At 60.5% G+C, this 11,702-nt stretch carries 13 protein-coding genes; 3 read left to right on the plus strand and 10 right to left on the minus strand.

Annotated elements, in window-relative coordinates:
- The first annotated feature begins 11 nt into the window (after nt 1-11).
- On the plus strand, nt 12-1,043 hold the full coding sequence (locus P9250_RS01110) for an IS110 family transposase (RefSeq protein WP_250470253.1): 1,032 nt from the start codon (nt 12-14) through the stop codon (nt 1,041-1,043).
- A 698-nt stretch (nt 1,044-1,741) separates the two neighbouring features.
- Nucleotides 1,742-2,128, plus strand: coding sequence for a hypothetical protein (locus P9250_RS01115; RefSeq protein WP_250495277.1), 387 nt, complete (start codon nt 1,742-1,744; stop codon nt 2,126-2,128).
- A gap of 56 nt (nt 2,129-2,184) precedes the next feature.
- Here the strand turns inward: P9250_RS01115 and P9250_RS01120 are convergent, their stop codons facing one another.
- The 10 genes from P9250_RS01120 to P9250_RS01165 all read right to left on the minus strand — a co-directional run bounded on the left by P9250_RS01120 (nt 2,185) and on the right by P9250_RS01165 (nt 11,308).
- Complete coding sequence (locus tag P9250_RS01120; RefSeq protein ID WP_309853070.1) at nt 2,185-3,000, minus strand: IclR family transcriptional regulator; 816 nt, start codon at nt 2,998-3,000, stop codon at nt 2,185-2,187.
- A gap of 57 nt (nt 3,001-3,057) precedes the next feature.
- A complete protein-coding gene (locus P9250_RS01125; protein ID WP_250528546.1) occupies nt 3,058-3,864 on the minus strand; it encodes a shikimate dehydrogenase in 807 nt (268 codons plus the stop codon).
- A gap of 2 nt (nt 3,865-3,866) precedes the next feature.
- The gene (locus P9250_RS01130; RefSeq protein WP_310390739.1) at nt 3,867-5,480 is read right to left on the minus strand and encodes a CoA-transferase; all 1,614 of its coding nucleotides are present in this window, start codon (nt 5,478-5,480) and stop codon (nt 3,867-3,869) included.
- A gap of 60 nt (nt 5,481-5,540) precedes the next feature.
- Nucleotides 5,541-6,392: a fumarylacetoacetate hydrolase family protein gene (locus P9250_RS01135; RefSeq protein WP_310390740.1), complete on the minus strand. Its 852-nt coding sequence runs from the start codon at nt 6,390-6,392 to the stop codon at nt 5,541-5,543.
- A 22-nt stretch (nt 6,393-6,414) separates the two neighbouring features.
- Nucleotides 6,415-7,176: a hypothetical protein gene (locus tag P9250_RS01140; RefSeq protein WP_310390741.1), complete on the minus strand. Its 762-nt coding sequence runs from the start codon at nt 7,174-7,176 to the stop codon at nt 6,415-6,417.
- Nucleotides 7,173-7,985, minus strand: a complete 813-nt coding sequence (locus P9250_RS01145; protein ID WP_310390742.1) for an enoyl-CoA hydratase/isomerase family protein — start codon at nt 7,983-7,985, stop codon at nt 7,173-7,175. Before P9250_RS01145 ends, P9250_RS01140 begins: the two co-directional genes overlap by 4 nt.
- 17 nt (nt 7,986-8,002) lie before the next feature.
- On the minus strand, nt 8,003-8,845 hold the full coding sequence (locus tag P9250_RS01150) for an ABC transporter ATP-binding protein (protein WP_250469898.1): 843 nt from the start codon (nt 8,843-8,845) through the stop codon (nt 8,003-8,005).
- Nucleotides 8,846-8,866: 21 nt separating this feature from the next.
- On the minus strand, nt 8,867-9,340 hold the full coding sequence (locus P9250_RS01155; RefSeq protein WP_250495284.1) for a MaoC/PaaZ C-terminal domain-containing protein: 474 nt from the start codon (nt 9,338-9,340) through the stop codon (nt 8,867-8,869).
- Nucleotides 9,341-9,402: 62 nt separating this feature from the next.
- On the minus strand, nt 9,403-10,407 hold the full coding sequence (locus P9250_RS01160) for an ABC transporter substrate-binding protein (protein ID WP_244831402.1): 1,005 nt from the start codon (nt 10,405-10,407) through the stop codon (nt 9,403-9,405).
- An 82-nt stretch (nt 10,408-10,489) separates the two neighbouring features.
- Nucleotides 10,490-11,308: an ABC transporter permease gene (locus P9250_RS01165; RefSeq protein ID WP_244831403.1), complete on the minus strand. Its 819-nt coding sequence runs from the start codon at nt 11,306-11,308 to the stop codon at nt 10,490-10,492.
- A gap of 158 nt (nt 11,309-11,466) precedes the next feature.
- On the opposite strand from P9250_RS01165, the gene P9250_RS01170 reads away from it, so the two are divergent.
- The gene (locus P9250_RS01170) at nt 11,467-11,700 is read left to right on the plus strand and encodes a hypothetical protein (RefSeq protein ID WP_310390743.1); all 234 of its coding nucleotides are present in this window, start codon (nt 11,467-11,469) and stop codon (nt 11,698-11,700) included.
- Nucleotides 11,701-11,702 lie beyond the last annotated feature (2 nt).

Raw genomic sequence — 11,702 nt, forward strand, 5'->3', positions numbered from 1 at the left:
AGGAACACAAGATGGACATCATTCGCGTCGGGATCGATCTCGCAAAAAATGTCTTTCAAGTTCACGGCGTGGATCGACGCGAGAAGACGGTCTGGCGTCGCAAGCTTGCACGCGATGAATGGCTGGATATCCTGCGCAAAACGGTTCCCCTGCATGCACAGATCGGAATGGAGGCGTGTGGCGGGGCTCACTATTGGGCACGGCGTCTCCAGATGCTTGGATATACGGTCAAGCTTATCGCTCCGCAGTTCGTGAAGCCGTACGTCAAGAGCAATAAGAACGACGCCAACGATGCTGAAGCTATCTGTGAAGCGATAAGTCGGCCTGGCATGCGTTTCGTCTCCGTCAAGACGGTCGGGCAACAAGACGTGCAGGCAGCTCACCGGGTGCGCACTGGACTGATGGAGCAACGAACCGCGAAAGCAAACCAGATTCGTGGCTTGGCCTCCGAGTACGGTCTCGTGGCTCCCAAACAGATACTTCAGCTACGACGCGCAGTTCCTGTTTGGCTCGAAGATACCAACTGCGGTCTGAGTGATCGTTTCCGTCGACTGCTCACGGGGATCTGGGAAGACCTGCGCTCACTGGACGATCGGATAGCACAACTAGACCGCGAAATCACTGCCATCGCGGCATCTGATCCCGTAGCGGTGCGTCTGCAGCAGTTGCGTGGCGTCGGTCCGATGGTCGCCACGGCCTTGTTGGCCGCAGTGGGCGATGCCAGGCAATTTGCCAATGGACGACAGATGGCTGCATCGCTGGGGTTGACGCCCAAGCAGAACAGTTCAGGCGGCAAGGAACGGCTTCTCGGAATCAGTAAGAGAGGCGATTCTTATGTGCGTTGCCTCTTGATTCACGGCGCTCGAGCGATGATCCAGATGGCCAAACGCAGGACTGATGCGCTAAGTCTCTGGGTCATGCGTATTGCGGCAAGCCGGCATCCCAACGTTGCCGCGGTCGCCTTGGCGAACAAGACTACGAGGATCGCGTGGGCGATGATCACACGGCAAACAGATTACCAGCCAAGGCTGGCTGCGCAGTAAAGTCGTTCGCGACTAGCGATACCTTCTTTAAGATTGCAAAACAAGCCGCATGATGGCCAACAGGTCGAACCGGCGCTGATCGAACCCGCTAATGTCCGGGGCTTCGAGCCCGTAAAAGCGATTGGGAATCAGCGCGCGAATAGCCCATCAGGGTCCGCTGCCTCATTGAGGCGCAGCTTCATGAGACCGGATATACGTGAGCGATCGATACTAGGGCTGACACGCGGAGTGTTTGCAAACGAGGAGGAGTCCATATACGGACATTACAATCTAGCCGCTACACACGCAAAACTTCGCTAATTTACATTATGTCTAATAAGATCAAGCCGACCACAAAACGACGCAACATTTCCAATCCACACTTACTTTCCCTGAACCTACAAAGTTCCCGCACGGCTACGAGTTCGACCAGTCACCAACGCCACCCGCTACAGCGCTCACATCGATCCCAGTCACCATTTGCTAAAGGCCTTCCCGCACCGACACGAACCGCAAAATCCAAGCCGGACGTCGAAACGAAAATTCCACGAAGCGCTAATCCAGCGCCTTCCTACAAACCCCGCCCAGCGACCCCCATCAGCCGCCACTTAAACTCCTGTAACATAAGATAAACAACTATCGAGACGCCTGGACGCCAGCACGAAGCCATTCGTGCGCTACGCTCGCTGACGAAGCGAAGTGGACCGGGACCCCATGAGATGGCTGCAGGCCTCCGCAAGCAAGAATCTTACGCCCTTATCACCGTGTCTTTAGCATGGTGCGCGTTGGATCAGGCCCATGATGACGATAAACGCAGGCTGGCCGAGCAGGATTTGCGCGCGTCGATAGAAAGACTGGACATGATACAAGAGGCGATTCGCAAAGCCCTGCCATACAAAGGCGGCTTTACCAGGTGCGCCTCGTGCAGAAATATTTTTAGCGACGAAGGAAGCTATCTCGCACATTGGGCTTACATACAAGGTGAAATCACCTGTGTATTTCTCCCGCCCCTTTTGATGGCCTTAGGTTTTATCGTCGAAGAACACAAGATCGGCGAACGTTCATCCCCTGATTACGTTCTCCGCCATCCTTTGTATGTCACATAGCCTGCGTGAAATTCTTCTTCGATGCATCCGATTTTCCACAGTCGCCCACCGACCTCTCAAGCCACCATCGTCGTTCGCTCACGCAGCGCGGTCCCGCTTGGTCTCAGCGGCCACAGTTCCGCGAGTTCGGACGCCGTGCTCTGCAACTTCGGGGCGATTTCCTCGATCTGCTCGGTCGTCATGCGAACACTTGGACCCGCAACACTGACCGTGCCGAGCGCGGTTCCAAGACCGTTCACCCTTATCGGCACGGCAACAGCCGAAACACCAGGCTCGGCCTCGCTGACCGCAACCGCATAGCCACGCTTTTCCGTAAGCGCGAGTTCCTTCAAAAGGTCCTCGATAGACCGCACGACATTGGGCCCTTGCCGGTCGGCTTCTCCGAAGCCCATGCTGGCCACGATTTGAATCGCCCGGTCACGAGGCATCGAAGCGAGCCATGCCTTGCCGGTTGCCGTCGAGTAGACCGTGACTCTCCCAGTCGCGGAACTGGGTGGCTGGTAGATGAGACCTGCCGTCGCGCCCTGCGCCTGCGCGAGCCAGACGAGGGTGTCGCCGTCCGCAACGGCTAGACGCACGAACTCTCGCGTCTCGTGCGCAAGCCTGTTGAGTACCGGCTGACAGATGTTCGGAATGCCGGTGGCCGCGTAAAACCGCTGCCCCATCACCGCAAGGCGCATGGTCAGCCGATAGAAGCCGGTGTCGGGCTCCTTGGCAACCCAGCCAAGATCGACGAGCGTCGAGAGCAGCCGGTGTGCCCCGCTCTTCGGCAATGACAGGCGCTCGGCGATTTCCCCGAGGGGCAAGGTGTTCGCGCCTTCGGCAAGGAGCGCGATGATTTCCAGACACCGTTCAGCGGGAACATGCGACATAGCGATCCAGACGTGTTGAGGTTGAAATTTCGCCGCGTGCGCCACTGACGACACATGCTATCTATCGGTCAGAAAAAACGAAGTGATGGATTCGATCTGACCGGAATGCATGTCCTTTCCGTTGACCCATGCACAGCCGAATCGCTGCGCATGGGCGATGAGCGCCGTCGGCTCTTCCGATAAAACTACATCGCCCACGAGCACGTCTTTCTTCAGCGGGCCGAGGTTGCCGGGCAAGCCGTCGCCCGCGGACATGCCAACCGGTGATGCGTTGACGATCAGGTCGAACTCGCCGCGCGCGTCCGATACGCCAGCAGCTCGCGTATGCGGAAACGCTTCGCTCAAGTTTCTTGCCACGATACCCGCGCGCTCGGCATCGATATCCAGAATGGAGATCGAAGCGACGCCGGCTTCGGCAAGCGCCGCGGCAATCGCGCTGCCCGCGCCTCCCGCCCCGAACAACAGTGTGCGCCTGCCGGAGACCCTCAAGCCCCGCGCCTCGACGCCGCGCACGAAACCGGCGCCGTCGAACATGTCGCCGGTCCACGAACCGTCGGCCTCGCGCCGCAGCGCATTCACCGCGCCGACTGTCTTCGCGGCCACGCCGAGTTGTCGGGCAAACGCACAAGCGCGCTTCTTGAACGGTGCGGTGATAAGCAAGCCATCGAGGTTCGCAATCTCCAGCAGCGCGGGGAATGCGTCGTCGAAGCGATCTGCATGGACGTGCAGAGGGACGAGCACGGCATCGATGCCTTCCTGCGCGAAGCGCGCAGTATAGACCGCCGGAGATCGAACCTGCACGACAGGATCGCCTACGATGCCATAGACACGCGTTGCGCCTGAAATCTGAATGCTGTCCGCCATGTTCAGCCTCTCCCGCGCGATTCGTACCATTGCGCCACGCGCTGGCTACGGTGACGACGCGCCTTGGCGCGCACGTCTTGCGCCAGGTTCATTACGCCCGGTTCGAAGAGTCTGGCATCCATCTCACGCAACTGCGACGACACCACGGGCCGAAAACCCATGTGGGCGACGACATCGCGTTCGGCATCCAGCCCCGGAGCGATCTCGATCAGCTCGAGCCCTTGCGGCCCGACGCGAAACACGGCCCGTTCGGTGACGAAAAGCGTGAGTTGCTTGCGTTGCTGACCAATCCGGGCGCTATAGCAAACCTGTTCGAGTTTCGGCACGAACTTCATGTGCCGCCCTTCCCTGCGAATGACGGTCTTCCCGTCCTCCCAGCCAATGTCGAGATCGCCCGCCGTGAGCGTTCCGCTGAAGATCACGCATTTCGCGTTCTGGCTGATGTTGATGAAGCCGCCAACACCGATGATCTTGTCGCCGAACCGGCTGATGTTCACATTCCCCTGAGCGTCCACTTCGGCAAACGAGAGGAAGGCGAGATCGAGGCCGCCGCCATCGTAGAAGTCGAACTGCGACGGTTGTTCGATCATCGCGGCGAAGTTCTGGGCGCCGCCCGAATCGCGACCCGTAATGGGCGCGCCGCCGATCAGTCCCTGCTCGTTGGTCAGATGCACCGCTTCGAGCAGCCCCTCTTCGGCCGCAACAGTGGATAGCCCCGTGGATACGCCCGCACCCAGGTTGCAAATCGCCTCGGGGAACAATTCCATTGCCGCGCGCCGGACGATGACCTTCCTCGGCCCGAACGGCAGCGGTCTGATCTGGTCGACAGGAACACGCAACTCGCCGGAATAGCTCGGGTCGTAGTCGGTCGCGTAGGTCTGGCGCTGTCCCGATTCCACCACGACGAAATCGACGAGAATGCCGGGAATCTTGACGTGCTTGGCGGGCAGCGTACCGTTTCGCGCCATGCGCTTCACCTGAACCACGACGATGCCGCCGGCGCGCCGCGTCGCTTGCGCCATTGCCAGCATCTCGCCGAATACGGCTTCCTGCTCCATTGTCACGTTGCCGTCTTCGTCGGCCGTCGTGCCCCGCAGGAACGCGACATCGACCGGAATGTGCTTGAAGAACAGCCACTCTTCGCCGGCAATCTCGGTCACTTCGACGAAAGCGGGCGGCGTGCAGGGGCTTTGCCGCGCACCCTGTTGCCTCGGGTCCACGAAGGTGTATAAGCCCGTCTTCGTGAAGAGACCCGGACGGCCGCCCGCCATCTCGCGCATCAATTGCGACAGCACGCCCTGCGGGAATGTGTAAGCCTCGATCTTGTCTTCCGCCGCGAGTCTTACCAGTCCCGGCGAATCGACGAGCGCGCTTGTAATGGCCCGTCGCAGCAAACCTTCGTGAGCGAGGTGCGATGCGCCCAGTTCACCGCGGTCGCCCACACCCACGATGCTCACCGAGGTCAATCCAAGCGGCTTCCGTTCCGCCAGGAAGCGGCGCTCGACGGCAGCCAGAAGCGCCTCGGGCACGGAATGCCCGCCGCCGGAACCGCTGATCAGGATGGCATCGTTATCGGCGACGAGTTGAGCCGCTTCGTCCGCGGTGATTCGTTCCATGATTCGCTGATCGCTCCGTAATCGGGATGGGAAATCGGTCTCGTCAGGCTGTCGCGCCGGTCATCGGTCGCGCCATTCGACGACCCGCTGCGCTTGTACGCCCAGGCCTTCGATACCCAGCCGCATGCGATATCCTGGCTTCAGGTATTTCGGCGGTTTCATGCCTAGGCCTACGCCGGGCGGCGTGCCTGTCGTCACGATGTCGCCGGGCATGAGACGGACGTATTGGCTCATGTCCGACACGAGTTTCGCGACCGTGAAGATCATGTCGTTCGTGTTCGAGTTCTGAATGCGCTCGCCGTTGAGTTCGAGCCACAAGCCGAGGTTCTGCACGTCCTCGATCTCGTCGGAGGTAACGAGCCACGGACCGATGGGGCCAAAGGTCGGCGACATCTTCCCCTTCACCCACTGACCGCTGCGTTCGAGTTGAAACTCGCGCTCCGAGACGTCGTTGCAGATGAAGTAACCCGCAATACGGCTCAGCGCTTCGGCTTCACTCACGTAGTACGCTTCCTGGCCGACGACGAACGCCAACTCCACTTCCCAGTCCGACTTGACGGAATTTTTAGGCAGAATGACGTCGTCATCGGGTCCGCAGATGCAGGACGGCGCCTTGTTGAAGAGAATGGGGTCCTTTGGGATATCGGCATGGGTTTCGATTGCGTGCTGAACGTAGTTCAAGCCGACCGCGATGAAATTGCCGGGCTGCGCCACGCAAGGGCCGAGGCGCACGGACGCATCGACGAGGGGCAGCGTGTGCGGATCGATTGCGCGCAAGCGCTCGATGCCGCCGCTTGCAAAGAACGCGGGATTGAAGTCATCGCAATGGCCAGTGAGATCGCGCACGCGACCGTCGCCATCGAGAATGCCGGGTTGTTCCTGGCCGGGCTGGCCGTGTCGGACGAGTTTCATGTTCTGGTTGAGCGGGTTGAGTTCAGGATTGGTGCGAGGAAGCGCCAAGGCGGCAGATTTCAAGTGCATAGACGGCGGCGTCGGACCTGATGTGCAAGCCTGCATCGCGCAATTGCGGAACGGCGATCAGGGCATGCACCTCGCTTGCGGCCTCTTCCGTCGATGCCTCGACGAGAACGATCCACGCCGGAACATCGAACTCGCGCGTGCGCGCCTCTTCGGTGTCGAAGAAGCTCGCCTGATCCGACGCGAAGAGATGACACGCGAGCACGCCGGTCGCGCGCATCGCCTGTGGAAAAGCCACGTCGCGCAGGTAAGCTTCCGGCGTGTTGTCCGCTGCGCCCGTCCGGTCGATACGAACGGCAAACAAATAGCCGCCGCTGCTCTCGCCGATACTGCAAACGGGCTGACAAACGGCTCGCGAGGTATTGCGAAAGTACGTGAGCGTCTTCGTGGTCGCGGGCGTCGGGGCATTGAGGCGCGCCATGTATGCGGGCGAAACCATGACGTCGAGATCGGCCGCCTCGTACATGGTCAACCACTCGGGCGAATGGCCTGCCCGGCGAAAACGCCTGCCGCGCCTGAAGCCAGGAATGGCGAGCCGCTCGGGAATGTGCTCCTTGTCGTGCCACGCGTAGAACTGCTCGCGCCCTTCGAATTCGATGTCGTTCCACACGAGAACGATGCCATGGCCTAGCAGCGCGGCGCTGGTCGCACCGGGCATGTCGTGCGTGGGCGCGCTGGCAGCAAGGCTATCCGGCGTGGTTTGGCTGTCGGGTTTCATCGTGCGAGGAACTCGGGTTCTCGTTTGGCAAAGAACGCGGCGACGCCTTCGTGAAGGTCGTGGCTGTCGAAGATCCTTTGCTGAACGACGGTTGAAAGCGACAACGCGGCATCGAGCGGCTGATCCTGCGCGGCATCGACGAGTTGCTTGGCCAGGCGGTTCGACAGCGGGCCGCGCGCGCAGATCTCGAGCGCCAGCGCGCGTGCTGTTTCGAGTGCGGCGCCCGTCTCCGCGATACGGTTGACGAGTCCCCAGGCCAGCGCTTGTTGCGCGCTGATCGTGTTTCCGGTGAAGAGCATCTCCTTCGCGCGAGCTGGGCCGATGAGCCGCGTCAGTCGCAGCGAACCATTACCTGCCAGACCGCCGAGACGCGACTCGGTCAGTCCAAGCACCACCTCGGCACGACAAACGCGAAGGTCGCACGCGAGCGCGAGTTCGAGGCCACCGCCGAGCGCGGGGCCGTCCATTGCGGCAATGGTCGGCGCGGGCAATCGGGCGAGGCGCCGCAGCACCATGTCCTCGAAAAGAATCTTTTTCTCGCTCGCGTCGGCGAAGATTTCCGCGAACTCCTTGATATCGCTGCCGGCGCAAAAGGCCCGCGCCGAGCCGCCGTGCACGATGACGCACCGCAGATCGGCTTGCGCCTCCAGTGCGTCGATCGCCTTGTTGAGCGAACGCAGCAGAGTGCGCGTGACGAGATTGAGCGGACCGTTCGAGAGCCCGATCTCCGCGACATGGCCGTCTATCCACAAGGTGACTTCGCTCGCGGCATCAGCGTGTGAGATGGGAGGCGAACCGGACGTGTCCATGAAAAGGTCTCCGTTCTTCACGTCTGCTCGCTGCGGGAACGCGGAACGTCGATACCGCGCAACACGCCCATGCGTGCGAAGTGGCCATAGATGCTGTCGACATAGCGCGCAAACTCCGGAGCGTCGCCGAGCACGATCGGCCGAGGGCGCGGCAGCTCGACGACGATCTCGTCCACCACTTCTCCCGGTGTCGGACTCATGACGAAGATGCGATCGGACAGTCCCACGGCTTCTTCGACGCTATGCGTGATGAACAGCACAGTGGGACGGCGCCGCATCCACAGTGCTTCGAGATCCATGCGAACTTGCAAACGCGTGAGCGCATCGAGCGCGCCGAAAGGCTCGTCCATGAGAATGAGCGAAGGGTCGTGGACCAGCGTTCGAATTAGCGACACGCGCTGGCGCATGCCGCCGGAAAGCTGCCGGGGATACTTGTCGACCGCAGGCTGCAAACGCAACTGGTTGAAGAGCTCACGCGCCCGCGCTTCGATCCTGTCACGGGGCAATCCGCGAATGTCGGCCTGCAGGAGCACGTTTTCCATCGCCGTGCGAAAGTCGAGCAGCAGGTGATCCTGAAACGCGATGCCGACATCCGTCACGGGCCGGTCCACAGTCCGGTCGCCCACCACGATCGTCCCGTCGGAGCGCGCAAGCAGACCCGCGACCATGAGCATGAGTGTGCTCTTGCCGCAGCCCGACGGTCCCACGACGGACACGAACTCGCCCGCCTCGATGTTCATGTTGATTGGCTTCAGCGCGCGAAACGGCTTCTCCGTGTCCTCGCCGAAAGTCTTCGAAACGCTCTCGATGCGGATCGGCACACCGGCCGGCGTTATATCGTCGTGTACGGAAGTAGGCATGATCGGCTCGATGTCATTGATTCAGGCGGACTTCTCGACCGCGGCCAGCGGCACCTTGGAGCACAAAAGCGCCTTGGTGCCGTGCTGCACGACTTCGCCGTCCTGATTCACGATCTTCACGTCGAAGAGCGCGATGGCCTGCATGGGCTTCGACTTGCTGTCGCGCAGCTCTTTGATCGCGTAGTCGACAAACATCGTGTCGCCAATGAACAGCGGCGCGACGAACTTCCAGTCATTGATGCCGAGAAAGGCAATCGCGGTCTCGCGTAACTCGCCGGTGCGCGCCCACATCAAGCCGTGCGCGTACGCGAGTCCAAGCATGCCGTGCGCGACGCGCCGCCCGAACTGGCTGGCTCTGGCGTACACATCACTCGTATGCAACTCCGAAAAGTCGCCCGTCAGTCCCGCGAACCCGACGAGGTCCGCGTCCGTGATCGTTCGTCCGGGACTGCGAAATTGCATGCCTACGTGAAGGTCCGAGTAGCGGTATCCCATGTGTTTCTCGTTAGTCGTGATTCGATATCCGTCGTGCGAAAAAGTCTGTCCGAACGGACGGCTCATTTGCACGCGCGCAACTGGTTCGCTGGCGGCAAGAAGTCGTCCGTGTAGTACGTTTTCGGATTCTGTCCGGCGGGAAGCAATTTGACCTGTGCGAGCAGATCTTGCGTCCTGGTCCATGACGCATCCTCGGCCTTGCCTACGCTTTTGGCGCCGCCGCTGCAGAACAACGGCGTGATGGCGGCCAACTCGGCGGTAGCGAGCTTCTCGTTGACGTTGGGGAACACCGTCTTGAGATCCTTTACCGCCTTCGCCGGGTTATCCATGGCGAAGCTCCATCCTTTCAGGCTCGCGGCAACGAACTTCTTCACGAGATCCGGATTGGCCTTCAGATATTCGTTGGATGCGAAAATCGACGTGCTCACCGTCGGAACGCCATAATCCGCAAACCGGAAATTCACGAGTTCGGCGCCCTGGGCTTCGAGTTGCAACTGGTAGGAATCCATGGAACCTAGGATCGCATCGACCTGGCCTTGCAGCAGCGCGGGCACCATGCTTGCCACGGGCATGCTGATGAGCGTCACGTCCGACTCCTTGAGGCCATTTGCCTGCAGGAAAAGCGGAAGCATGGTCGTTTGCGAGGAGCCGGAAGGAACGCCCACTTTGTGCCCGGCGAGATCCTTGATCGATTTGATGCCCGACTTCTTCAATGCCGACACTTCGTTCGGGTTCGATTGATAGATCGTGGCGATGACTCGCATTGGCGCGCCCTTGGCAATCAGCTGGCTCACGGCAACAGCGTCGGCATAGGCAAGTTGAGCGCGCCCGTTTGCGACGAGTTGCGCCGTATTGCCGGAGCCGTTGCCTTCGGTCACTTTCACGTCGAGCCCGACCTGCTTATAGAACCCTTCCGCCACCGCTGCCGCAAAACCGGCGTTCGCGCCGCCTGCGGTCCAGTTCAGCTGGAAAGGAACCTCGGTGTCGGCGACGGCCGTCCCGCATAGACCCGTCGCGAGCGCGCAAGTCAAGATTGCCGAAGACAGTTTGCCGATGGTGCTGCGCATAGTCGCGCTCCCTCTGTAGTTGGACCCGCTCGGTCCGTTTGTTGTAGGCGACTGGCCTTAGGCCAATGCGCGAGCGTTGACCTCAGTTGAACTTCGCACGTTGCCACGGCGTCATGGCCCATTCGGCGAATTCGACGACATAGTTGATCGCAATGCCGATCAGCGTGAGGACGGCAAGGACGGCGAAGGTCAGTTCGACATCCATCGTGCTGGTCCCGCGCAGGAGCACGTAGCCCAGACCTTTGTTCGAGCCGACGAACTCGGCGACGATTGCCGCGGTGGACGCGATCGTGGCAGAAGTCTTGATACCCGAGAAAATCACGGGCAGCGCCGCGGGAAGGCGAAGGAAGCGGAAGGTCTGCCAGGACGATGCGCCCATCGACTTCGTCAGATACAGCAAGCGAGTGTCGAGAATCTGGAATCCGCTGATGCTCGCGAGCAAGAGCGGGAAGAAGGTCATCAACACGGTCAAGAGCACCTTGGACTCCATGCCGAATCCAAGCCACACGAGAAAGAGCGGCGCGACCGCGATCTTTGGCACCAGCTGCATGAACATGAGCGGCGGATACACGATCTGCCGCGCAACTCGCGAAAGCGCGATTGCAAGACCAAGCGGGATGGCGGTCACCACCGTTACGCCGAAGCCCAGCAAAATCTCCGCGATGGTGATGAGCGAGTTCGACCAGATATCCCGCCAGTCGGTGACGATGCGCGCGAACACCCCTGCCGGGCTAGGCACCAGATAAGGCGGAATCTTGAACACAGGTATGGCGACCGCCCATAGCACGATGAGCGCAATGAACGTCGACGGTGGCAGGCATAGCCAGCCGATCCGCTTCGCGCGCCTTAGCGCCGCCGAAGGTGGATGGGTCGCCGGTGCTCGCGCCGATGCTTGATTCATGAAGAACGCTCCCGAAGCAGAACTTTTTCGATGCCTTGATAAACGGCAACCGCATGAAGATTCAGCGCCGTTCTTAGATTGAATGTCGTTCAATCTTGGTTGGTTGAACATTGGGGCAAACCCAGAGAACTGTAAGTTTGGGAAGGAACTTCGGTCGCTTGCGGATAAAGGTGGCCGGTGAGCCTTACGCTGATTTCTCAGTCGACGGCTTCATCGCTGGCGAAGCGGATTTCGATGATCAACGCCGTCGCTGCGGGTTGATGTACGTGAACATCGATGTGGGATTTGAAGCAGATGGGTCGATGAATCTCGCGTCGACGTTATTCCGCGCGGATGCGTTTCATCGTTCTATCGTCGCGGGAAGGAGTGCGCGGCATTGGAAAACGCGATGAGC

Origin of the sequence: Caballeronia sp. LP006, from assembly GCF_031450995.1 — a bacterium.
Taxonomy (GTDB): Bacteria; Pseudomonadota; Gammaproteobacteria; order Burkholderiales; family Burkholderiaceae; genus Caballeronia.

What these genes read in the sequence shown, in the direction of transcription:
- P9250_RS01110 (WP_250470253.1), top strand. Translation starts at nt 12, where the DNA reads ATGGACATCATTCGCGTCGGGATCGATCTCGCAAAAAATGTCTTTCAA.
- P9250_RS01115 (WP_250495277.1), top strand. Translation starts at nt 1,742, where the DNA reads ATGGCTGCAGGCCTCCGCAAGCAAGAATCTTACGCCCTTATCACCGTG.
- P9250_RS01160 (WP_244831402.1), bottom strand. Translation starts at nt 10,407, where the DNA reads ATGCGCAGCACCATCGGCAAACTGTCTTCGGCAATCTTGACTTGCGCG.
- P9250_RS01155 (WP_250495284.1), bottom strand. Translation starts at nt 9,340, where the DNA reads ATGGGATACCGCTACTCGGACCTTCACGTAGGCATGCAATTTCGCAGT.
- P9250_RS01140 (WP_310390741.1), bottom strand. Translation starts at nt 7,176, where the DNA reads ATGAAACCCGACAGCCAAACCACGCCGGATAGCCTTGCTGCCAGCGCG.
- P9250_RS01135 (WP_310390740.1), bottom strand. Translation starts at nt 6,392, where the DNA reads ATGAAACTCGTCCGACACGGCCAGCCCGGCCAGGAACAACCCGGCATT.
- P9250_RS01120 (WP_309853070.1), bottom strand. Translation starts at nt 3,000, where the DNA reads ATGTCGCATGTTCCCGCTGAACGGTGTCTGGAAATCATCGCGCTCCTT.
- P9250_RS01165 (WP_244831403.1), bottom strand. Translation starts at nt 11,308, where the DNA reads ATGAATCAAGCATCGGCGCGAGCACCGGCGACCCATCCACCTTCGGCG.
- P9250_RS01130 (WP_310390739.1), bottom strand. Translation starts at nt 5,480, where the DNA reads ATGGAACGAATCACCGCGGACGAAGCGGCTCAACTCGTCGCCGATAAC.
- P9250_RS01125 (WP_250528546.1), bottom strand. Translation starts at nt 3,864, where the DNA reads ATGGCGGACAGCATTCAGATTTCAGGCGCAACGCGTGTCTATGGCATC.
- P9250_RS01150 (WP_250469898.1), bottom strand. Translation starts at nt 8,845, where the DNA reads ATGCCTACTTCCGTACACGACGATATAACGCCGGCCGGTGTGCCGATC.
- P9250_RS01145 (WP_310390742.1), bottom strand. Translation starts at nt 7,985, where the DNA reads ATGGACACGTCCGGTTCGCCTCCCATCTCACACGCTGATGCCGCGAGC.